The sequence below is a fragment of the Nocardioides sp. NPDC023903 genome, assembly GCF_040639295.1.
Lineage (GTDB): Bacteria > Actinomycetota > Actinomycetes > Propionibacteriales > Nocardioidaceae > Nocardioides.
This window is the reverse complement of record NZ_JBEZZS010000013.1, coordinates 49,372-70,239: the sequence shown is the minus strand read 5'-3', so window position 1 is coordinate 70,239 and position 20,868 is coordinate 49,372. Positions and strand designations below refer to the sequence as shown.

Genomic DNA, 20,868 nt, shown 5'->3' with positions numbered 1-20,868 from the left:
GTCCGTATTCTGGCGCTTGCGCTACGGAGGTGGCCCGATGAGCCAGACCACCGTGGCCGAGCACCGAGCGGCCGGGAAGAAGCCAGGCATGTTCGACTGGAGCGTCGGCAAGACCGCACGCGTCGTCACGATGCTGTTCGTCGCCTGCCTGTTCGTCCTGCCGATCACCGGCTTCATCGCGATGGCGTTCCGGTCCAACGAGGGTGTCGCATCCGGGGCCGGCGGGCCGTTCGGCTTCGGCGACATGTCGTGGGACAACGCGCAGTACAGCTGGTCGCAGGTCAACGGGTTCGGACCCGACGGCGGGGGCCTGTACACCCGCTGGCTGATGAACACGCTCGCCGTCGCCGGCGGGGGCGCGCTGCTGGCGGTCTTCGCCGCTCTGCCGGCCGGGTACGCGCTGGCCCGGCTCCGGTTCCGCGCCCGCCGGGCCGTCCTCCTGATCACCCTGGTCACGATGGTGATGCCGAACACCGTGCTGGTCATCCCGATCTTCCTCGAGGTGAACGCCATCGGCGCGGTCGGCCTGCTCTGGCCGGTGGGGCTGATCATGGGCTTCTTCCCGTTCGGGGTCTACCTGGCCTACATCCACTTCATGACGACCATGCCCCAGGAGCTCGTCGAGGCAGCCCGGATCGACGGTCTCAGCGAGGTGGCGATCTTCTGGCGAGTCGCGCTCCCGATCTCCCGCCAGGCCGCGGTGCTGGTCGGCTTCTTCGCCTTCGTCGCCAACTGGATCAACTTCTTCCTGCCCCTGGCGCTGCTCTCCTCCAACCAGAACAACCAGACCCTCCCCGTCGGGTTGCAGCAGCTGATCGGCGCCAGTCCGCTGTTCAACCCGACCGTCGCCGCCGGGCTGGACGTGAAGCTCTACATGCCGCAGCTGGCGCTGGCGACCTTCATCTCCATGCTGCCGCTGCTGATCGTCTTCCTCGGCGCGCAGAAGTTCCTGATGCGGGGCGAGACGATGGGGGCGGTGAAGGGCTGATGGCCCCGCATCCGCCACCGGAGTTCGACCCGCACCCTGGCTACTCGGCCGAGATGCCGAAGACCCCGCGTCCGATCGTGCTCCTGGGCGCCGGCGGGATCGTCCGTGACGCTCACCTGCCGGCGTACGCAAAAGCGGGGTTCGAGGTCGCCAGCATCACCGACCTCGTCCCCGAGCGGGCGCGCGACCTCGCCGAGCGGTATGGGATCCGCGCCGTGTGCGAAGACGTCGCGGACGCTGTCCGGTCGGCTCCGGCCGACGCGGTCTACGACGTCGCGCTTCCGCCCGAGGCGCACGTCGAGGTTCTCGAGCAGCTTCCCGACGGAGCGGCGGTCCTGCTGCAGAAGCCCTTGGGAAACCACCTGGCCGAGGGAGTCCGCACCCGCGAGGTGTGCCGCCGCAAGGGACTCGTGGCGGCGGTCAACACCCAGCTCCGCTTCGCGCCGTACGTCGTCGCGGCCCGCGAGCTCATCGCCGCCGGCACGATCGGGGAGCTCTACGACCTGGAGATCCGGGTCTCGGTGCGGACCCCGTGGGAGATGTTCCCCTACGTGCTCGACCTGGACCGGCTCGAGATCAACATGCACAGCGTCCACTACCTCGATCTGGTGCGTTCCTTCCTGGGGGACCCGACCGGCGTCCACGCCGTCACCGTGCGCCACCCCGAGAAGTCTCACGCCAACTCCCGATCCGACATCGCGCTGAGCTACGGGGACCGACCGATCAGGGTCGTCGTCTCCACCAACCACGACCACCACTACGGGCCCCGGCACGAAGAGGCCTTCGTCAAGTGGGAGGGCACGCGCGGAGCGATCCGTGCACAGCTCGGCCTGCTGCTGGACTACCCGAGCGGCGGTGAGGACTCGCTCGAGCTGGTCACCGACGATCGGCTCGACGACGGCTGGCGACCGGTGCCGTTCGAGGGATCCTGGTTCCCCGACGCCTTCATCGGCTCCATGGCCGTGGTCCAGCGCTTTCTCGAGGGGTCGATCCCGTCCCTGCCCACCGGCGTCGAGGACGTCTTCCGCACCATGGCGGTCGTCGAGGCGGCATACACGGACGCGGCCCGCGGGGGAGAGCCGCCGGCTTATGACCAGTGACCATCTGAAAGGAACGCCGATGAGTGGCACCCGCCTCCGCGCCTCCGACCTGCCCCTGGAGGGCGTCACCGTCCTGGACTTCAGCCAGTTCCTGGCCGGTCCGGTGGCGGCGTTGAGGCTCGCCGACCTGGGCGCCCGGGTCATCAAGATCGAGCGACCCGGCAGGGGAGACGCGGGCCGGAGCCTGGCCTTCGCCGGGCGGACGGTGAACGGCGACAGCCTCTCCTTCCACGCCATGAACCGGAACAAGGAGAGCGTGGCAGCCGATCTGAAGGATCCCGCCGACCTCGAGCGCGTACGCGGTCTGGTCGCGGAGGCCGATGTGATCGTCCAGAACTTCCGCCCCGGCGTGATGGAGAGGATCGGTCTCGACTACGACTCCGTCCGGGCGCTCAACCCCGCCATCGTCTACGGCAGCGTGACCGGGTACGGCGGCGTCGGCCCGTTCCAGGACCGCCCGGGACAGGACCTGCTCGCCCAGGCGATCGCCGGGCTGCCCTGGCTCAACGGGTCGGCCGATGACCCGCCGGTCCCCGTCGGGCTGGCGGTGGCCGACCACCTCGCCAGCTGTCACCTGGCCCAGGGCATCACCGCCCTGCTGGTCCGACGGTTCCGGACCGGGAAGGGCGGGCTGACGGAGACGAGCCTGATGGAGTCCCTGCTGGACCTGGAGTTCGAGCTGCTGACCACGCGGCTCAACGACCCGTCGGTCGAGGTCCGTCGCAAGGGGCCTCGGTCTGCCCACGCCTTCCTCTCCGCTCCCTACGGCATCTACCCGACGAGCGACGGCTACCTCGCCATCGCGATGAACCCCGTGCCCACCATCGGTCGGCTGCTGGGGCTTCCCGAGCTGGAGGCGATGACCGATCCGCAGACCTGGTGGGACCGACAGTCGGAGATCGAGGAGGCGATCGGCGACCGTCTCCGGACTGACACCCGGGACGCCTGGCTGGCCGTCCTGGACGCCGAGGACGTGTGGTGTGCCCCCGTGCTCACCCTCTCCGAGCTGGTCGAGCACAAGGGCTTCGAGGCCATCGCGATGACCCAGCAGATCCGTCGTGACGGCCTCTCCCTGACGACCACCCGCAGCCCGATCCGCATCGACGGGGAGCGGCTGACCAACTCGCGTCCGGCTCCACGCCTGGGCGAGCACGACCTCGAGGAGGGCCGATGACCGTCCTGCACGGCATGACCTGGGAGCACCCGCGTGGCTACGACTGCCAGGTGGCGGCGTCCCGGGAGTACGCGCGCCGGACCGGGGTCGAGGTGCGCTGGGAGTACCGCTCTCTGCAGGCGTTCGCCGACGCCCCGCTGGCCGAGCTGGCCGAGCGCTTCGACCTCCTGGTCATCGACCACCCGCACGTGCCACTGGCCGTCGCGGAAGGCGTACTGGCGCCCCTGGACGGCGCCGGACACGACGACGAGCTGGCCGCCTTGGCCGCCGATGCCGTGGGCAGCAGCCACGCGTCGTACCGCCATGGCGGGCGCCAGTACGGCCTGGCCACGGACGCCGCGGCCCAGGTGGCTGCGTACCGCCCGGACCGGCTGCCGGCTCCGCCCCGAGCGTGGGAGGAAGTGCTCGACCTGGCCGCCGAGGGCAGGGTGCTCTGGCCCTGCAAGCCCATCGACGCCTACTCGACCCTGTGCACCCTGGCGGCCAACCGAGGGACGCCCGTCAACGCCGAGCCCGCGAGCTTCCTGCCCGAGGAGGATGCGCTGAGCGTTCTCGAGCTCATGCATCGGCTCTGCGAGCAGGTGCCGTCGTGGTGCTTGGACGCGAACCCGATCGAGGTCGCCGAGGCGCTGGCCGCCGACGGCACGGAGCCGTGGGCCTACGCCCCGCTGATGTACGGCTACAGCAACTACTCCCGGGCCGGGTTCCGGCCACATCGCCTCAAGTACGTCGACATGCCCTCCGGTCCCCGACGGGTGGCCGGCTCGCAGCTCGGGGGCGCCGGCGTAGCGGTCTCGGCCCTGTCGGAAGATCTGGACGCTGCCCGCGCCTACGCACTGTGGGTCGCCTCGCCGGAGATCCAGTCGGGGATCTACTACGACGCCGGTGGCCAGCCCGGCTATGCGTCGTCGTGGGACGACGACCGGCTCAACGAAGAGTCCTGGGACTTCTTCCGTGGCACCCGGGCGACCCTCGAGGGCGCTTGGGTGCGGCCGCGTACCGCCGGCTACCTGGAGTTTCAGGACATCGTCTCCCCGTGGGTGACGGAGGCGCTGGCCGGCCGGATGACCGACGCCGAGCTGGTCCGCCGGGCCGGCGAGCTCGCCGAGCGCCTGCTCGTCATGGAAGCCGACGCCTACGCCGTCGAGGAAGGAGCGTCCCGATGAGAGTCGAGGAGCGCTGGTTCGAGGACTACGCGGTCGGGGAGTCCCGGACCACCCTGGGCCGCACGATCACCGAGGCCGACATCGTCCTGCACGCCGGTCAGACGGGCGACTTCTTCCCGCATCACATGGATGCGGAGTGGATGGCCACTCAGCCGGCGGGACAGCGGATCGCCCACGGGACGCTGATCCTCGCGGTGGCGGTCGGGATGACGGCCACCGACATCAACCCACAGTCCATGTCCTACGGCTACGACCGGATCCGGTTCATCGGTCCGGTGTTCATCGGCGACACCATCACCGTCACCGCCGAGATCACCGAGACGTCGCAGCACCGGAAGAAGCCGGACGAGCTCGGCTATGTCCACGAGCTCGTCACCGTCACCAACCAGCGTGGCGAGACGGTGCTGGTGCTGACCCACCTCTACCTCGTGAACAAGCGCCACCCATCCCCACAGGAGGATCCCTCGTGACCCGTATCACCGCCGTCGATGTCACCGATGTCCGCTTCCCGACCTCCGTGTCGATGGACGGGTCCGACGCCATGAACAAGGACGGTGACTACTCGGCCACGTACGTCGTGGTGAGCACCGACGACCCGGAGCTGTCCGGCTTCGGCTTCACCTTCACCATCGGGCGCGGCAACGACATCTGCACCCTCGCGGCGCAGCGCCGCGGGGAGCCGTTGGTCGGGCGAGAGGTCGGCGACGTGGTGGGTGACCTGGGCGGGGTCTACCGGGATCTCGCCTCGGACTCGCAGCTGCGCTGGCTGGGTCCGGACAAGGGGGTCGAGCACTTGGCCCTCGCCGCGGTCATGAACGCGGTCTGGGATCTGGCTGCCCGCAAGGCCGGCAAACCGCTGTGGCGGCTGCTGGCCGACATGACCCCCGAGGAGCTCGTCGACGTCGCAGACCTGAGCTACCTCAGCGACGCCCTCACCAGGGAGGAGGCCCTGGACATCCTCCGCGCCAGCGTCCCTCACCGTGAGGAGCGGATCCGTCACCTCGAGTCGACCGGCTATCCCTGCTACACCACGTCTGCCGGCTGGCTGGGCTACTCGGACGACAAGCTGCGCAGGCTGGCCGCCGAAGCCGTCGACTCCGGCTACACGCACATCAAGCTGAAGGTCGGCGCGAACCTGGAGGACGACATCCGGCGCTGCGAGATCGCGCGGGAGGTGATCGGCTGGGACGCGAAGCTGATGATCGACGCCAACCAGGTCTGGGACGTGCCGCAGGCCATCGAGTGGGTCAACGCGCTGGCGCGCTTCGAGCCGTGGTGGATCGAGGAGCCGACCAGTCCCGACGACATCCTCGGCCACGCCGCCGTACGCAAGGCGGTGGCCCCGATCGGGGTGGCCACCGGTGAGCACGGCATGAACCGGGTGCTCTTCAAGCAGATGTTCCAGGCCGAGGCCATCGACTTCTGCCAGCTCGACTCCGCGCGGCTGGCCAGCATCAACGAGATCCTCTCCGTCTATCTGATGGCACGGAAGTTCGACGTCCCGGTCTGTCCTCATGCCGGCGGCGTGGGCCTGTGCGAGCTCGTCCAGCACCTCTCCGTCTTCGACTACGTCGCCGTCTCCGGCACGCTCGAGGACCGGGTCACCGAGTTCGTGGACCATCTCCACGAGCACTTCACCGACCCGTGCATCGTCGAGAACGGCGCCTACCGGCTGCCGTCCAGGCCGGGCTACAGCGCGGAGATGCACCCCGCGTCGGTGGCGACGTACGCCTATCCGGACGGCAGCTACTGGGCGACCCGGTGAGGCCGCAGATGATCATCGACAGCCACCAGCACGTCTGGGACCTCACCCGCTCGCCCTACCCGTGGCTCGGTCCCGACGTGCCCGAGTACAACCGCACGTTCACCTTCGACGAGGTCCAGCCGCAGCTGCGGGCGCAGGGAGTGGACGCGACCGTGCTGATCCAGTCCGACGACCACGACGGGGACACCGACCTGATGATCGAGGTCGCCGACCGACATCCCGAGGTGGTGGGGATCGTCGTCTACGTGCCGCTGGACCAGCCGGACCTGGCCGCCGAGCGGCTGGAGTCGCTGCGCGGAGACGACCGGGTGGTCGGCGTACGCAACCTCATCCACAACATCCCCGATCCCGACTGGATCCTCCGTCCGGACGTCGCCGAAGGGCTGCGGCTGCTGGAACGGCTCGGGCTCACCTACGACCACGTCTCGGTGCTGCCACGCCACCTCGAGCACGTCGCGACGCTCTCCGAACGCCACCCGGACCTGCGGATCGTGATCGACCACCTCTCCAAACCACCGATCGGCGAGGCCGAGCGGGAGCCGTGGTGGAGCCTCATTGAGCGGGCGGCCGAGAACCCGAAGGTGTTCGGCAAGGTCTCGGGTCTCTATCCGGGAGCGGCGCCGGACGGCTGGACCGTGGCCGACATCCAGCCCTTCGTCGACCGGGCGGTCGAGGTGTTCGGCCCGAGTCGGCTGATGTACGGCGGAGACTGGCCGATCTCCACCGCCGCGGGTGGCTACGAGCGGGTCTTCGCCGGGCTCCGGGACGCGTTGGCCGGCCTGTCGAGCGGCGAGCGCGACGAGATCTACGCCGGCAGCGCGCGCCGCTTCTACGGGCTCGACCAGCAGCGGCTGGCCGCCGCGGCGGCAGCTCGGGAAGCACTCTGATCGTTTAGAGGTCAGATCTTTCGTTCGTCCTGATCATCGCACTGCGGCCGATATCGGCCATAACAGGCGGATGTTTCAGCAGGCATCGACATGACGTGTGATGTCTATTACATTGAAACAACCGATCTTTGCCCCACCTGGGGCGTGAGTCAGGAGGAAGCTGATGGTGGACTTCACGAGACGACGGGTGCTGCAGGCGGCCTCGGCGCTGGCAGGCGGCGCCCTGGTGCAGCCGGTCGTCACCGAGGCGGCCGCGGCCGCCACCGATGAGCCGGAGACCAACCCGCTGGAGCTCTGGTACCGCCAGCCCGCCGCGGAGTGGCTCCAGGCGCTGGCGATCGGCAACGGCCGGATGGGCGCGATGGTCTTCGGCGGTGTGGCCAGCGAGAAGCTGATGCTGAACGAGGACTCGGTCTGGGCCGGCCACCCGCACAGCTACGACCCGCCTCGTGGGGCGGAGGTGCTGCCCGAGATCCGCCGGATGATCTTCGAGGAGAACTGGGTGGGCGCCCAGCGGTTGGCCGATGAGGAGTTCCTCGGGCGCCCCAGCGAGCAGGCCTTCTACCAGCCGGTCGGTGACCTGCTGCTCGAGTTCCTCGGCCTCGACGGCGAGCCCGTGACGTACCGGCGATCGCTCGACCTGCGCTCGGCGACCGCGATCTCGGAGTTCGAGGTCGGCGGCGTGCGCTACCGCCGCGAGGCGTTCGTCAGCCACGCGGACCAGGTGATGGTCGTCCACCTCACCGCGGACCAGGCCGAGAAGGTCTCGTTCAACGCCACCTTCGAGTCACCGCAGCAGAGCGACGTACGTCCCCACGACGCGCGGACGCTCGCCCTGGAGGGCATCAGCGGGCCCACGGAGGGGATGGAGGGTGCTGTCCGCTTCGTCAGCCTCGTCCGTGCCGAGACCGAGGGCGGAACGGTCCAGTGCCAGGGAGCCCACCTTCGGGTACGCAACGCCACCTCGGTGACGCTGCTGCTCTCGATGGCGACCAGCTACCGCAACTATGCCGACGTGAACGCCGACCACATCGGCCGAGCGACGAAGCCGCTGGAGGCAGCGACCGGGCGCGGGTACGGGCAGTTGCGGTCGGCGCACGTGCGCGACTACCAGTCGCTCTTCGGCCGGGTCGACATCGACCTGGGCACCTCCGCCGCGATCGAGAAGCCGACCGATGAGCGGGTGGCGGCGTTCCGTTCCGGCGGCGACCCGCAGCTGGCGGCGCTGTGGTTCCAGTTCGGGCGCTACCTGCTGATCTCGTCCTCCCGGACGCCCGGGCAGCCGGCCAACCTGCAGGGCCTGTGGAACTACAAGATGCAGCCCGAGTGGCAGTCGAAGTACACCCTCAACATCAACGCGCAGATGAACTACTGGCCAGCTGGCCCGGCCAACCTCGCGGAGTGCTGGGACCCGATGTTCGCGATGACCGAGGAGCTCGCGGAGGTAGGGCGGAACACCGCCAAGAAGATGTGGGGTTCGGACAAGGGCTGGGTCGCCCACCACAACACCGACGGCTGGAGGGGGACCGCACCGGTCGACTTCGCCTACTACGGAGTCTGGCCGATGGGAGGCGCCTGGCTGTCGCTGCTGTTCTGGGAGCGCTACGAGTACACCGGCGACAAGGAGAACCTCGCCGAGCACTTCCCGACCCTGCGCGGAGCCGTCGAGTTCTTCCTCGAGACGATGGTGCGCGACGAGCAGTCCGGCTACATGGTCACCTGCCCGTCGCACTCGCCGGAGATCAAGCACCACGAGCAGGACGACGAGGGGGTCAGCATCTGCGCCGGCCCGACGATGGACTGCCAGATCCTGCGCGACCTGTTCACCGCGTTCGAGAAGGCCGCTGAGGCGCTCGGCAAGTACGACCCGCTCGTAGAGAAGGCGGTGGCGATGCGGGATCAGCTGCCGCCCAACCAGATCGGCTACCTGGGCCAGCTGCAGGAGTGGCTGATCGACTGGGAGGAGGCGGCGCTGGAGCGGAGCCGCCACGTCTCCCACCTGTGGGGCATCTTCCCCTCGGACCAGATCACCCCGTTGCGTACGCCTGAGCTGGCCGACGGTGTCCGCAAGGCGCTCGAGCTGCGCGGTCCGGCGATCACCACGGGCTGGTCGCTGGCGTGGAAGATGAACATCCGCGCGCGGCTGCTCGAGGCCGAGAACGCCTACCTTCACGTCCAGCACATGCTGCATCCCTCCCGGACAGCCCCCAACCTCTTCGACCTGCACCCGCCCTTCCAGATCGACGGCAACTTCGGCGGCGTCTCCGGGATCACGGAGATGATCATTCAGAGCCACTCCGGCGAGGTCTTCCTCCTCCCGGCGCTGCCGGCGGCATGGCCACAGGGGAAGGTCCGCGGCCTGCGCGCCCGCGGCGGCTTCGAGGTCGATCTGCAGTGGGCTGACGGCAAGGTCGAGGTGGCGCGGATCCGGTCGCTGCTCGGCAACCGGCTCCGCCTGCGTACGCAGCAGCCGGTCAAGGTGACCGGGACGGAGGTCTCCCGGCCGGAGGAGAACGTCGTCGAGTTCGGCACCAGGCGGGGCAGCACCTACACCGTGGTTCCGCGCTAGGACCCAACCATGGCCGGCCGCGGGTGAGCCCGCGGCCGGCCTTGGTCTGCTTACGGGTGGACCGGGGTCGGCGCGGGCTCGCCGGCGAGCACGGCGCGGGCGTTGTCGATCGCGAGCATCGCCATCCGGTCGCGGGTGGCGCGGCCGGCGCTGCCGATGTGCGGCAGCAGGACGACGTTGGGGAGCGCCAGCAGCTCGGGGTGGACAGCCGGCTCGTTCTCGAAGACGTCGAGCCCCGCTGCGCCGATCGTGCCGTCGGCGAGCGCGGCCGCCAGGGCGGCCTCGTCGACGATCGGGCCGCGAGCAGTGTTGACGAGGACCGATCCCGGCCCCATGAGCCGGAGCTCCTCGGCGCCGACGAGATGCCTGGTGTCGGGGGTCAGCGGGCAGTGCAGCGACACCACGTCCGAGGTGACCAGAAGGTCAGCCAGCGGCAGGGTCTCGATGCCCAGACGCGCCGCCTCATCGCCGGCGGAGCGGGACGGGGTCGCGACGATGCGCATGTCGAAGGCGCGGGCACGCCGCGCCATCGCCAGCCCGATCCGGCCCAGGCCGACGATGCCCAAGGTGGCGCCGCTGCTGACGTCGAGGCCCACGAAGAGGTCCGGCCGCCAGGACCAGGGCTCGCCGCTGCGTACGAACGCATCGGCCTCCACCACGCGACGCGACGTGGCGAGCAGCAGGGCGAAGGCGAGGTCGGCGGTCGCCTCGTCGAGCACTCCCGGTGTGTTGGTCACGGTGATGCCGCGAGCGGCGCAGGCGGCGACATCGACGTTGTCGTAACCGACCGCCATGTTGGCGACGACGCGCAGCGACGGACCGGCCGCGTCGAGCAGTTCGGCATCGACCCGGTCGGTCAGCAGGCACACGAGCGCGGCGGCCCCGCGTACGTCCGACAGCAGCTCCGAGCGGTCCTGCCCGGACGGCGCAGCGGCGCAGGTCACCGGCCCGGGCAGCGTCTCGAGCGCCTGGCGGGCGCGGTCGCTGGGTCGGAAGCTGACGTGCAGCCGGTCCTGGTTCGGCGCGCTCACTCCTCCTCCCGGTCCTCGGCGAGGCTGCGGCGGATCCAGTTCTCGATGCCCGCGACGTGGGCGAGCGACAGCGCGGCGGCGATGCTCGGCTGTCGGTCCGCGATGGCCAGGGCGATGCCGCGGTGCTCGCGCTGCGTCTGGTCGAACGAGTCCTGCTGGGTCACGCCACGCCAGATCCGTGCCCGCTGGGTGCGGTTGGCGACGCCGTCGATGAACGAGCACAGCACGGTGTTGCCGGAGGCCCGGGCGATGCGGTGGTGGAACTCCAGGTCGTTGGCCACGACCTCCTCCAACGACGTCTCCGGACTGACGGAGTCGACCAGCGCGAGCAGGTCGGCGGACTCGTCCGGGAGCATCAGCAGGGCCGCCTTCTCGGCGGCCAGCGGCTCCAGCGCCCGTCGTACCTCGAAGAGGTCCAGGACGCTGGAGTCCTGGTGGAAGTCGATGACGAAGCCCATCGTCTCCAGCAGGATCTCCGGCGTCAGGCTGGTGACGTAGGTTCCGTCGCCCTGGCGTACGTCGAGGATCCGCATCATCGAGAGCGCGCGCACCGCCTCTCGCAGGGAGCTGCGGGAGATGCCGAGCTGCACGGACAGGTCGGCCTCGCGCGGGAGACGGTCGCCGGGCTTCAGCCTGCCGTCGAGGATCATCTCCTTGATCTTCTCGATCGCCTCGTCGGTCAGTGCCATCGGGATCCTGGTCCTCTCACTCGGTCGGTCGCAACCGTAACGTTGCCATGCCGCCGTCGACCGCCAAGGCCACGCCGGCGGTCGAACCCGAGGAGGGGCTGGCCAGATACGCGACCGCGAGGGCGACCTCGTCCGCGCTGACCAGCCGGCCGTGCGGCTGCCGCGCGTCCAGCGCGGCACGCTCGGCCTCGGGGTCGTCGGCCGAGTCGAGCAGGCGCTGCACCCAGGGGGTGGCGGCGGTGCCGGGGTTCACGCAGTTCACCCGGACGCCCTCCCGGAGGTGGTCGGCGGCCATGGCCTGCGTCAGGGACTGGACCGCACCCTTGCTCGCGGAGTAGACGGCCCGCTGCTGGATGCCCGTGGTCGCGGCCACCGAGGCCACGTTCACGATCGCCGCGGCCGGGGAGCGGCGCAGGTGCGGAAGCGCGGCGCGCGAGACGCGTACGGCGCCGAGGACGTTGACGTCGAAGACCGCGTGCCACTGCTCGTCGGGGTTGTCCTCGACGGTGCCCTGGGCGCCGATGCCGGCGTTGTTGACCACGATGTCGAGCCGGCCGAAGTCGGCGACCGCCTGTTCCACCGCGGCCCGGATGCTCGCGTCGTCGGTGACGTCGGCGCGGATGCCGAGGGCCTTGGGATTGATGCCCTCGGGGTCGAGGTCGAGGGCCGCGACCTGGGCGCCCCGCTCCAGCAGGACCTCGACGACGGCGGCGCCGATGCCGGAGGCGCCGCCGGTGACGAGGGCGACGAGCCCGTCGAGCTCGGGCGTTCCCTGCGCGCTCATGACTGCGTCCCGAAGGCGACGTACTCCTGGCGCTGGCGGCCGAGTCCGTCGATCTCGATCTCGACGACGTCGCCGGGCTGGATGTAGGGGAACCGGCCAGAGAGCGCGACGCCCTCCGGGGTGCCGGTCATGATCAGGTCGCCGGGGTCGAGAACCATGAACTGGCTGAGGTGGTGGATCACCGTCGCGACGTCGAAGATCTGGTCGGCGGTCACGGAGTCCTGTCGCGGTTCGCCGTTGACGAAGGACCGCATGCCGAGCTTCTGGTGTTCCACCTCGTCGGGTGTCACGACCCACGGGCCGATCGGGCTGAAGCCGGGGGCGATCTTGCCCTTGCTCCACTGGCCCCCGGAGATCTCGAGCTGGAACTCGCGCTCGGAGAGGTCGTTGGCGACCACGAAGCCCGCGACGTGCTCCAGGCTCTGGTCGGGGGAGTCGAGGTAGGACGCGCGCTTCCCGATCACCACGCCGAGCTCCACCTCCAAGTCGGTCTTGGTGCTGTTGCGCGGGATCGTGACGGTGTCGTTCGGCCCGGCGATGGTGTTGGGGGCCTTGAAGAAGATGACCGGCACCGAGGGCGGCTCCGAGCCGGACTCGGCGGCGTGCGCGGCGTAGTTCATGCCGATGCAGACGATGGCGCCGGGCTGGGTGATCGGGGCACCGATGCGGAGCGCGTCGGCGTCTTCGACGAGCGGGAGATCGCCCGCGGCGAGAGCGGCGGCGGCTCGCGCCGGTCCGTCGGCGGCCCAGAAGGCTCCGTCGATGTCGTTGGTGAGGCCGGCCAGGCTGCGCACCTCGTCGTCGAGCACGACGACGGGCAGCTCCTCACCTGCGGGTCCCAGACGGGCGAACTTCATGGTGTGGCCTCCAACGTTGATTAATCGGATCTATGGTGGTCTGGAAGCGCCAAATGAGGCACCGAATGCATATTGACAGTCTAAACATCAGATGTCTAGCCTCGATGTCGCGGTCGGACGACCGTGGAGTCAGAGGTTGAGGAGGGCGGATGGAGATCCCGCTGTTCGGACTCGGCTGTGCACCGATGGGCAACCTGTTCCGGCCGCGCACCGACGAGGACTGCTACGCCACGCTCGACGCGGCCTGGCAGGCAGGCGTACGTCACTTCGACACCGCGCCCCATTACGGGCTGGGACTGTCGGAGGAGAGGATCGGGCGGTTCCTGGCGTCGCGTCCGCGGTCGGAGTTCGTCATCTCGACCAAGGTGGGCAGGCTCGTGCGGCCCAACCCCACCTGGGACGGGGAGTCCCAGGACGACATGGGCTTCGCGGTCCCGGCGAGTTCGCACCGGGTCCTGGACTACTCCGCCGACGGCGTCCGCCGCAGCCTGGAGGAGTCGCTGACCCGGCTCGGCCTCGACCGGGTCGACATCCTCTACGTGCACGACCCCGAGCTGTCCGGTGACCCGGCGGCAGTCGAGACCGCGCTCACCGGCCTGGCGAAGCTTCGCGAGGAGGGGCTGGTCGACGCGATCGGGACCGGCTCCCTGTCGGTCAAGGCGCTGACCGCGACGGTCGAGACCGGCCTCGCCGACGTCGTCATGGTCGCCAACCGCTACACGCTCCTCGATCAGTCCGTCGCCGACAGCCTGCTCGAGGCGTGCGACCGGCACGGCACCAGGATCGTCGCGGCGGCCGTGTTCTCCAGCGGCCTGCTCGCCACCACCCCGCGCAGGGGCGCGATGTACAACTACGGCGAGGTGCCCGAGGACATCCTCGAACGCGCGCTGCGGATCGGCGAGGTGTGCGAGGCGCACGGCGTCGAGATCGCCACTGCCGCGCTGCACTATCCGTTGCAGGACCCGCGGGTCGTGTCGGTCGTGGCGGGCGCGGGGCGGCCCGAGCAGATCAGGCAGAACCTCGAGCGTCTGGCAGCCACGGTCCCCGAGGCGCTGTGGACGGACCTGGCCGACCAGGGGCTGGTGCCGTCGTGCGCGTAGCCCTGATGGTCACCTGCATCAACGATGCCCTGTTCCCCGACACCGGGCGCAACGTGGTCCGGCTCCTCCGCCGACTCGGCGTCGAGGTGGACTTTCCCCAGGCACAGACCTGCTGCGGCCAGCCGATGGTCAACACCGGTTACCTCGACGAAGCGGTGCCGGTGCTGCGTACCTTCGTCCGCGCCTTCGAGGGGTACGACGCCGTCGTGACGCCGTCGGGCTCGTGCGCCGGCTCCGCCCGGCATCAGCACGACCTTGTCGCGCGCCGCAGCGGCGACGAGGGCCTGCGGGCGGCGGCCCGCGAGACGTCCCGGCGCGTCTACGAGCTCAGCGAGTTCCTCGTGGACGTGCTCGGCGTCGAGGACGTCGGTGCCTACTTCCCGCACCGGGTGACCTACCACCCGACCTGCCACTCGCTGCGGATGCTCGGGGTCGGCGACCGGCCGATGCGGCTGCTCCAGCACGTCCGGGGGATCGACTTGGTAGACCTGCCTGGCGCGGCCGAGTGCTGCGGGTTCGGCGGCACCTTCGCCATGAAGAACTCCGACACGTCGATCGCCATGGGCTCTGACAAGGCCCGGCACGTACGCGAGACCGGGGCCGAGGTGCTGGTGGCCGGTGACCGGTCCTGCCTGACCCATGTCGGTGGCCTGCTCTCCCGGCAGCGCGCCGGCATACGCGTCATGCACCTGGCCGACGTGCTCGCCCAGACCGAGCCTGCCTCGGTTGCTGCCCCGGTGGTCGCCTCGTGACCGGCACGTTCGTCGGGATGCCCGTGTTCCCGAAGGCCGCGCGCGAGGCGGTCGGCGACTCCCAGCTGCGCCGCAACCTCGCGCACGCCACCGGCACCATCCGCGCCAAGCGTGCCGCCGTCGTCGGCGAGGTCGAGGAATGGGAGGAGCTGCGCCTGGCGGGTGCGGCGATCAAGGAGAACGTGCTGCTGCACCTCGACGAGCATTTGGTACGTCTCGAGGAGTCGCTCACGAAGGCCGGCGCGACCGTCCACTGGGCGAGCGACGCCGCCGAGGCGTGCCGCATCGTCGGCGACATCGCCGCCGCACACGACGCCACCGAGGTGGTGAAGGTGAAGTCGATGGCGACCCAGGAGATCAGTCTCAACGAGGCGCTGGCCGCCCGTGGCATCGACGCCTGGGAGACCGACCTCGCCGAGCTCATCGTGCAGCTGGGCGACGATCTGCCCTCCCACATCCTGGTCCCCGCCATCCATCGCAACCGCGCCGAGATCCGCGAGATCTTCGCCTCCGCGATGGGTGAGGTCGGCCGTCCCGCGCCTGACGACCTCACCGACGAGCCCGCCCGGCTCGCGGAGGCCGCCCGCCTGCACCTGCGCGAGAAGTTCCTGCGCGCGAAGGTCGGTGTCTCAGGTGCCAACTTCGCGGTGGCCGAGACCGGGTCCCTAGTCGTGGTGGAGTCCGAGGGCAACGGCCGAATGTGCCTGACCCTGCCCGAGGTGCTGGTCTCGGTGGTCGGCATCGAGAAGATCGTGCCGACCTGGGACGACCTCGACGTCTTCCTCCAGCTCCTGCCGCGCTCGGCGACGGGGGAGCGGATGAACCCCTACACCTCGGTGTGGTCCGGTGTCACCCCCGACGACGGCCCGCAGGAGGTGCACGTCGTGCTGCTCGACAACGGCCGCACCCGCGCCCTGGCCGACGAGGTCGGCCGGCAGGCGCTGCGCTGCATCCGCTGCTCGGCCTGCCTCAACGTCTGCCCGGTCTACGAGCGCACCGGTGGCCATGCGTACGGCTCGGTCTATCCCGGCCCGATCGGCGCCATCCTCAACCCGCTGCTGAAGGGCATCGGGCACGACGACCAGACCGACTCCCTGCCCTACGCCTCGACGCTGTGCGGCGCCTGCTTCGAGGCCTGCCCCGTACGTATCGACATCCCCTCGGTGCTCGTCGAGCTGCGCTCGCAGGTGGTCGACGCCCACCGCGGCGGCGTACCCAAGCCCGAGGCGGTGGCGATGAAGGCCGCCGGGGCGACGCTCGCGTCCGGGCGCTGGCTCGGCTTCGCCGAGCGCCTCGTCGGCACCGGCGTCCGGCTTGCGCGTCGCGCCGGGGCGCGCCCGTGGACGCAGGCCCGCGACCTGCCCGACCCGCCCGCCGAGTCCTTCCGCGCCTGGTGGCGCCGCACCGAAGGAGGTGCCGATGAGCACCCGTGAGCAGATCCTGGGCCGAGTCCGGCAGGCGCTCGGCGACGCGCCCCATCCGACCGCTGAGGTGCCGCGCGGCTACCGCGGTGTCGGCGACGACCTCGACCGGTCCGCGGTGCTCGCCCGGTTCGTGGAGAGGGTCGAGGACTACCGAGCCACGGTCACCCGGTGCAGCACAGCAGAGGTCGCCGAGGAGCTGGCGCGGGCGGTAGCCGGCCGGAGCGTCGTCGTACCCCCGGGCCTGCCGTGGCCGGTCCCCGGATCCGTCGACGACACCGGGCAGTCGGCCGCCGAGCTCGACGCGATCGACGCGGTCGTTTCAGCGGCTGCGCTCGGCATCGCGGCCACCGGCACGGTCGTGCTCGACCACGGCCCCGGCCAGGGACGTCGTGCGCTCACCCTCGTCCCGGACCTGCACGTGTGCGTGCTCGGAGCCGCCCGGGTCGTGGCCGGTGTCCCGCAGGCCGTCGCCCGGCTCGACCCGGCGAGGCCGCAGACCTGGATCAGCGGCCCCTCGGCGACCAGCGACATCGAGCTCGACCGCGTCGAGGGCGTCCACGGCCCGCGCACCCTGCACGTCGTCCTCGTCGACGACCTCTGACAGTTCGCCCATCACTGCTGAGAGGACCCCCACCATGACCCGCCACGGCTCCGTGGTCCGGCTGCGCCCCGAGAAGGAGGCGGAGTACGTCGAGCTGCACGCGGCTGTGTGGCCCGAGGTGCTCGAGCGCCTGACCGCCAGCGGCATCCGCAACTACTCCATCTTCCTGCGCGACGGCTGGCTCTTCAGCTACTTCGAGTACGTCGGGACCGACTACGAGGCGGACATGGCCGCGATCGCCGCCCATGACGTGACCCAGCGGTGGTGGGAGATCACCGCTCCGTGTCAGGAGCGGCTGCCCACCGCCACCGAGGACGAGCAGTGGTCCACGATGACCGAGGTCTTCCACCTTGACTGAGCCCCGGCGTATCGACGCCCACCACCACGTGTGGGACCTCGAGGTCCGCGACCAGGAGTGGACGCGCGACCTCCCGGCCATCCGGCGCTCCTTCTCGTTCGACGATCTCCGGCCCCACCTGGACGACCACGAGATCGCCGGGACCGTCGTCGTCCAGACCGTCGCGGTCGCCGAGGAGACCCCCGAGCTGCTCGCGCTGGCGGCGGCCACGCCCGAGATCCTCGGGGTCGTCGGCTGGGTCGACCTCACCGCCTCGAACGTCGCTGACCGGCTCGCCGAGCTGCGTGATTGCCCCGGGGGCGACCTGCTGGTTGGCATCCGGCACCTGGTGCAGTCCGAGCCCGATCCCGAGTGGCTGCTCCGTGACGACGTGCTGCGGGGCCTCGCCGCGGTCGCTGATGCCGGCCTGGTCTACGACCTGCTGGTGCGCCAGCCCCAGCTGGCTGCCGCCGTCGGCGCGGTCGAGCGGGTCCCCGGCGGGCGCTGGGTGCTCGATCATGTCGGCAAGCCCTTCATCGACCCCGTCGCCTTCGACGAGTGGGCCGGGCATGTCGCCGACCTGGCCCGCCACGACTCCGTGGCGTGCAAGCTGTCCGGGCTCGTCACCGAGCTCGCCCCGGACCAGCCCATCGACGCGGTCCTCCCTTGGGCCGCACACGTCGTCGACGTCTTCGGCGCCGCACGCACGATGATCGGTTCCGACTGGCCGGTCTGCCTGCTGCGCTCGCCCCACGACGAGGTGATCGCCCTGGCCGACACGGTCCTCGCTGGACTCGACGACGCCGGCCGCGCCGACGTCTGGGGTGGCACGGCCGCTCGGGTGTACGGCCTCTCCTCCTGACCGGTGGGCTGACTCCCGATCGCCCCGGGAAACCTTGGAAAACGCTTGCCCGCACCTCGTGTGTGATGTTAGACACATGTCATACGTCATATCTCAAGGAGACGGACATGCAGACTCGCACGACACGCCGCGCCCGCGCGGCGGCGGCCGTGGTCCTGGCAGCACTCGGTTCGACGGTCCTCGTCACCGGTACGCAGCCCGCCACCGCGGCCGAGACGACCCTCACGGTCCACGTCGCCCCTGACGGCGACGACGCCGACCCGGGCACGAAGAGCCAGCCGCTGAGGACGGTGGAAGCGGCCCGCGACGCGCTGGCCGGACGTACCTCCGCGGAGGACCGAGGCACGGTGATCGTCCACGGCGGCGAGTACGTCCTCGATGACGCGATCGACCTGACCGGCCCCGAGCACTCGTGGGTCACCTACCGCGCCGCGGCGGGGGAGAAGGCCCGCCTCACGGGCGCGCACGCCCTGGACGCGCAGGGCTGGCGGCCGCTCGCGGACCTGTCCGAGGAGGAGCTCGCCAAGCCGCAGTTCTCCTCGAACACCCGACTCGACTCGCCGGCGCTGCGCGAGGGCGTGTGGGTCTATGACCTGGGCGCCGAGGGCATCGACCCCGGCACGCTCTACAAGAACGGGTTCAACTGGCTGCCGCAGCCCTTCGCGCCCGAGCTCGTCGTCGACGGCGGGACGCAGACGCTCGCGCAGTTCCCCAACCAGGAAGGCTGCACCGGAGCGGATTCCAGCTGCCACCTCTACGGCGACGGCGGCAAGTGGAAGGTCCCGGCGACCAACGACCTCATCCAGTGGACGTTGCGCGACCGGTTCGGGATGGAGCCCGACTGGGGGATCAGCGGGACGACCCCGCGCGCGCAGTTCGAGGACAAGAAGCAGCAGCTCGCGAACCCGGCCGACCGCGACACCTGGTCCCAGGACGAGATGCGCAAGATGACCCCTCCTCTCTACGAGGTCGGGGGCCGGCTGCTCGAGGGCAACCGCTACCAGGGCTGGGCGCCTGAGGGAGTGCCGGAGATCATCGACCACGGCACCCGTGGCTTCGGTGCCTACTCCCACATCCCGGTGCAGGCCGACCCGCAGGAGCTCACCGACGTCGACAACACGACGTACGAGACCGAGGCGTGGCTCTCGGGCTACCTCGGCAACAACTACGCCAACGACATGGTGCGGCTGGTCTCTTGGAGCGGAACCACGATGTACGCCAAGTACCCCTCGATGTACTGGCCCCGCAACGACTACACCAAGGTCAAGGCGATGAACATCCTCTCCGAGATGGACGTCGAGGGTGAGTACTACATCGACCGCCACGCGGGCAACGACGTCGTCTACTACAAGCCGGCGGGCGGGACGATGGAGGGCAAGAGCGCGACCCTGCGGGCCTTCGACGACAACATCTTCCGCCTCGAGGGCACCACCGGCGTACGGATCGAAGATCTGTCGATGTCGGACTCGCTGGTCAGTGCGGTCCAGCTGCTCGACGCCGAGAAGACGCTGATCGACGGCGTCGACATCTCCAACGTCAGCATGGACGCGATCCGCATCGGCGAGACCACCGAGTCCATCACCGCGCTGCCCGACTACGAGACCGTACGCGGCGGCCACAACAACATCGTGCAGAACTCCTACCTCCACGACCTCGGCGGCGGCGGAGTCCTGCTCGGCGGCGGTGACCGCAGCACCCTCGAGCGCGGGAACAACGTGGCCCGCAACAACGAGATCGCTCGCTTCTCGCGCTTGGCGACGTACACGCCCGCCGGCTACCTGTACGGAGTCGGCAACAGCTTCGAGAACAACTACGTCCACGACGCGCCCCACATGGCGGTGCAGATCATGGGCAACGACATGCGCGTCAACCACAACTACTTCTACGACCTGGTGAAGAACGCCGGCGACCAGGGCGTCGTCTACACCGGGCGTGACTACACCTATCTGGGCAACGAGGTCGCGTACAACCTCTTCGACACCATCGGCGGCTCCAACGACGCGTTCTACATGGACGACGGTGTCTCGGGGATGCGGTTCCACCACAACGTCGTGAAGAACGCGCACTCGGGTGTGTTCTTCCAGTCGGGCCACAGCAACAAGGCGACGGACAACGTGTTCATCGACGTCGACCAGACCGGCCACGACCAGCTCTACCACCGCAACGGCGAGATTGGCCTGCCCGTGCCCAACGGCTGGGTGGTGCAGAGCCGCTACAACTCGTTCCTCGACGTGCGACCCGGCGAGAAGTACTCAGCCACCGAAGGGGGCGTGGCTCGCTGGCACCGTCACTACACCGACGGCAAGGCCCGCTACTCCGACGGAAAGCCGATCGTGTTCCCGGAGATCGGGGACTGGTACGTCCCGCGCGTGACCGCGACCGGCGCGGACTGCAAGAAGGCCGACTACGCGCCCGCCGCCACCAACGGATGCGACCGCGCGACCGTGTGGGAGAACCCGAACTCTCTCTATGTCCCCGCCCGCAACGCGATCGACCGTTCGGTCATCATCGGCGGCGGCGAGTACCGCGCCGGGGAGAACTCGTTCGCGAACCCGGCCGCGACCTATCGCCTCGCCACGTGGAGCGACGCGATCAACACCAACCTCAGCAAGCCTGCGTCGCTCGAGGCCGCCGGGCTCGACCTCGACACGCTGAGCTTCAGCTACACCGGTGAGGTCGCGCAGACCTTCGGCCAGGAGTGGGTGGCGACCTGGAACCGGCTGGTCACCAGGGACGGCATCGGGCTCCCCGGCGGCCCGGCCGCCGGCTGAGCCTCCCCGGA

Annotated in this window: 19 protein-coding genes; 15 read left to right on the top strand and 4 right to left on the bottom strand. The window is 70.0% G+C overall.

Going from position 1 to position 20,868, the window contains the following annotated elements; all coding sequences use genetic code 11:
* Nucleotides 1–37 precede the first annotated feature (37 nt).
* From AB0F44_RS15575 to AB0F44_RS15540, 8 genes are all read left to right on the top strand, one after another.
* Nucleotides 38–988 (top strand): carbohydrate ABC transporter permease, encoded by a 951-nt coding sequence (locus AB0F44_RS15575; RefSeq protein WP_357356866.1) that lies wholly within the window; start codon nucleotides 38–40, stop codon nucleotides 986–988.
* Nucleotides 988–2,088 carry a Gfo/Idh/MocA family oxidoreductase gene (locus AB0F44_RS15570; protein ID WP_357356864.1) on the top strand — a complete coding sequence of 367 codons (1,101 nt, stop codon included), beginning with the start codon at nucleotides 988–990 and terminating at the stop codon, nucleotides 2,086–2,088. Before AB0F44_RS15575 ends, AB0F44_RS15570 begins: the two co-directional genes overlap by 1 nt.
* 19 nt (nucleotides 2,089–2,107) lie before the next feature.
* On the top strand, nucleotides 2,108–3,262 hold the full coding sequence (locus tag AB0F44_RS15565; RefSeq protein ID WP_357356862.1) for a CaiB/BaiF CoA-transferase family protein: 1,155 nt from the start codon (nucleotides 2,108–2,110) through the stop codon (nucleotides 3,260–3,262).
* Nucleotides 3,259–4,428 (top strand): extracellular solute-binding protein, encoded by a 1,170-nt coding sequence (locus tag AB0F44_RS15560; protein WP_357356860.1) that lies wholly within the window; start codon nucleotides 3,259–3,261, stop codon nucleotides 4,426–4,428. Before AB0F44_RS15565 ends, AB0F44_RS15560 begins: the two co-directional genes overlap by 4 nt.
* Entirely contained in the window at nucleotides 4,425–4,898 is a 474-nt protein-coding gene (locus AB0F44_RS15555) for a MaoC/PaaZ C-terminal domain-containing protein (RefSeq protein ID WP_357356858.1), read from the top strand. Before AB0F44_RS15560 ends, AB0F44_RS15555 begins: the two co-directional genes overlap by 4 nt.
* The gene (locus AB0F44_RS15550; RefSeq protein ID WP_357356856.1) at nucleotides 4,895–6,193 is read left to right on the top strand and encodes an L-fuconate dehydratase; all 1,299 of its coding nucleotides are present in this window, start codon (nucleotides 4,895–4,897) and stop codon (nucleotides 6,191–6,193) included. The genes AB0F44_RS15555 and AB0F44_RS15550 overlap by 4 nt, the downstream gene beginning before the upstream one ends.
* 8 nt (nucleotides 6,194–6,201) lie before the next feature.
* Nucleotides 6,202–7,080, top strand: coding sequence for an amidohydrolase family protein (locus AB0F44_RS15545; RefSeq protein WP_357356854.1), 879 nt, complete (start codon nucleotides 6,202–6,204; stop codon nucleotides 7,078–7,080).
* Nucleotides 7,081–7,243: 163 nt separating this feature from the next.
* Nucleotides 7,244–9,649, top strand: coding sequence for a glycoside hydrolase family 95 protein (locus tag AB0F44_RS15540; RefSeq protein ID WP_357356852.1), 2,406 nt, complete (start codon nucleotides 7,244–7,246; stop codon nucleotides 9,647–9,649).
* Between the two features lie 50 nt (nucleotides 9,650–9,699).
* On the opposite strand, the gene AB0F44_RS15535 is transcribed toward AB0F44_RS15540, so the two are convergent.
* The 4 genes from AB0F44_RS15535 to AB0F44_RS15520 are packed head-to-tail and all read right to left on the bottom strand — an operon-like array spanning nucleotide 9,700 to nucleotide 13,010.
* A complete protein-coding gene (locus tag AB0F44_RS15535) occupies nucleotides 9,700–10,680 on the bottom strand; it encodes a D-glycerate dehydrogenase (RefSeq protein ID WP_357356850.1) in 981 nt (326 codons plus the stop codon).
* The gene (locus AB0F44_RS15530) at nucleotides 10,677–11,369 is read right to left on the bottom strand and encodes a FadR/GntR family transcriptional regulator (RefSeq protein WP_357356848.1); all 693 of its coding nucleotides are present in this window, start codon (nucleotides 11,367–11,369) and stop codon (nucleotides 10,677–10,679) included. The genes AB0F44_RS15535 and AB0F44_RS15530 overlap by 4 nt, the downstream gene beginning before the upstream one ends.
* 16 nt (nucleotides 11,370–11,385) lie before the next feature.
* Nucleotides 11,386–12,153 (bottom strand): SDR family oxidoreductase, encoded by a 768-nt coding sequence (locus AB0F44_RS15525; RefSeq protein ID WP_357356846.1) that lies wholly within the window; start codon nucleotides 12,151–12,153, stop codon nucleotides 11,386–11,388.
* On the bottom strand, nucleotides 12,150–13,010 hold the full coding sequence (locus tag AB0F44_RS15520; RefSeq protein ID WP_357356844.1) for a fumarylacetoacetate hydrolase family protein: 861 nt from the start codon (nucleotides 13,008–13,010) through the stop codon (nucleotides 12,150–12,152). The genes AB0F44_RS15525 and AB0F44_RS15520 overlap by 4 nt, the downstream gene beginning before the upstream one ends.
* 149 nt (nucleotides 13,011–13,159) lie before the next feature.
* On the opposite strand from AB0F44_RS15520, the gene AB0F44_RS15515 reads away from it, so the two are divergent.
* The 7 genes from AB0F44_RS15515 to AB0F44_RS15485 all read left to right on the top strand — a co-directional run bounded on the left by AB0F44_RS15515 (nucleotide 13,160) and on the right by AB0F44_RS15485 (nucleotide 20,857).
* Nucleotides 13,160–14,110 (top strand): aldo/keto reductase, encoded by a 951-nt coding sequence (locus tag AB0F44_RS15515; RefSeq protein ID WP_357356842.1) that lies wholly within the window; start codon nucleotides 13,160–13,162, stop codon nucleotides 14,108–14,110.
* A gap of 5 nt (nucleotides 14,111–14,115) precedes the next feature.
* Nucleotides 14,116–14,862 carry a (Fe-S)-binding protein gene (locus tag AB0F44_RS15510; protein WP_357356977.1) on the top strand — a complete coding sequence of 249 codons (747 nt, stop codon included), beginning with the start codon at nucleotides 14,116–14,118 and terminating at the stop codon, nucleotides 14,860–14,862.
* Nucleotides 14,859–16,295 (top strand): LutB/LldF family L-lactate oxidation iron-sulfur protein, encoded by a 1,437-nt coding sequence (locus tag AB0F44_RS15505; RefSeq protein ID WP_357356840.1) that lies wholly within the window; start codon nucleotides 14,859–14,861, stop codon nucleotides 16,293–16,295. The genes AB0F44_RS15510 and AB0F44_RS15505 overlap by 4 nt, the downstream gene beginning before the upstream one ends.
* A complete protein-coding gene (locus AB0F44_RS15500) occupies nucleotides 16,282–16,887 on the top strand; it encodes a lactate utilization protein C (RefSeq protein ID WP_357356838.1) in 606 nt (201 codons plus the stop codon). Before AB0F44_RS15505 ends, AB0F44_RS15500 begins: the two co-directional genes overlap by 14 nt.
* Before the next feature lie 34 nt (nucleotides 16,888–16,921).
* Complete coding sequence (locus AB0F44_RS15495) at nucleotides 16,922–17,245, top strand: L-rhamnose mutarotase (RefSeq protein ID WP_357356837.1); 324 nt, start codon at nucleotides 16,922–16,924, stop codon at nucleotides 17,243–17,245.
* Nucleotides 17,238–18,086 (top strand): amidohydrolase family protein, encoded by an 849-nt coding sequence (locus AB0F44_RS15490; RefSeq protein WP_357356835.1) that lies wholly within the window; start codon nucleotides 17,238–17,240, stop codon nucleotides 18,084–18,086. The genes AB0F44_RS15495 and AB0F44_RS15490 overlap by 8 nt, the downstream gene beginning before the upstream one ends.
* 107 nt (nucleotides 18,087–18,193) lie before the next feature.
* Nucleotides 18,194–20,857, top strand: coding sequence for a right-handed parallel beta-helix repeat-containing protein (locus tag AB0F44_RS15485; RefSeq protein WP_357356833.1), 2,664 nt, complete (start codon nucleotides 18,194–18,196; stop codon nucleotides 20,855–20,857).
* The last annotated feature ends 11 nt before the right edge of the window (nucleotides 20,858–20,868 follow it).

What these genes read in the sequence shown, in the direction of transcription:
- AB0F44_RS15575 (WP_357356866.1), top strand. Translation starts at nt 38, where the DNA reads ATGAGCCAGACCACCGTGGCCGAGCACCGAGCGGCCGGGAAGAAGCCA.
- AB0F44_RS15570 (WP_357356864.1), top strand. Translation starts at nt 988, where the DNA reads ATGGCCCCGCATCCGCCACCGGAGTTCGACCCGCACCCTGGCTACTCG.
- AB0F44_RS15565 (WP_357356862.1), top strand. Translation starts at nt 2,108, where the DNA reads ATGAGTGGCACCCGCCTCCGCGCCTCCGACCTGCCCCTGGAGGGCGTC.
- AB0F44_RS15560 (WP_357356860.1), top strand. Translation starts at nt 3,259, where the DNA reads ATGACCGTCCTGCACGGCATGACCTGGGAGCACCCGCGTGGCTACGAC.
- AB0F44_RS15555 (WP_357356858.1), top strand. Translation starts at nt 4,425, where the DNA reads ATGAGAGTCGAGGAGCGCTGGTTCGAGGACTACGCGGTCGGGGAGTCC.
- AB0F44_RS15545 (WP_357356854.1), top strand. Translation starts at nt 6,202, where the DNA reads ATGATCATCGACAGCCACCAGCACGTCTGGGACCTCACCCGCTCGCCC.
- AB0F44_RS15540 (WP_357356852.1), top strand. Translation starts at nt 7,244, where the DNA reads ATGGTGGACTTCACGAGACGACGGGTGCTGCAGGCGGCCTCGGCGCTG.
- AB0F44_RS15530 (WP_357356848.1), bottom strand. Translation starts at nt 11,369, where the DNA reads ATGGCACTGACCGACGAGGCGATCGAGAAGATCAAGGAGATGATCCTC.
- AB0F44_RS15525 (WP_357356846.1), bottom strand. Translation starts at nt 12,153, where the DNA reads ATGAGCGCGCAGGGAACGCCCGAGCTCGACGGGCTCGTCGCCCTCGTC.
- AB0F44_RS15520 (WP_357356844.1), bottom strand. Translation starts at nt 13,010, where the DNA reads ATGAAGTTCGCCCGTCTGGGACCCGCAGGTGAGGAGCTGCCCGTCGTC.
- AB0F44_RS15515 (WP_357356842.1), top strand. Translation starts at nt 13,160, where the DNA reads ATGGAGATCCCGCTGTTCGGACTCGGCTGTGCACCGATGGGCAACCTG.
- AB0F44_RS15510 (WP_357356977.1), top strand. Translation starts at nt 14,116, where the DNA reads ATGGTCACCTGCATCAACGATGCCCTGTTCCCCGACACCGGGCGCAAC.
- AB0F44_RS15500 (WP_357356838.1), top strand. Translation starts at nt 16,282, where the DNA reads ATGAGCACCCGTGAGCAGATCCTGGGCCGAGTCCGGCAGGCGCTCGGC.
- AB0F44_RS15495 (WP_357356837.1), top strand. Translation starts at nt 16,922, where the DNA reads ATGACCCGCCACGGCTCCGTGGTCCGGCTGCGCCCCGAGAAGGAGGCG.
- AB0F44_RS15485 (WP_357356833.1), top strand. Translation starts at nt 18,194, where the DNA reads ATGCAGACTCGCACGACACGCCGCGCCCGCGCGGCGGCGGCCGTGGTC.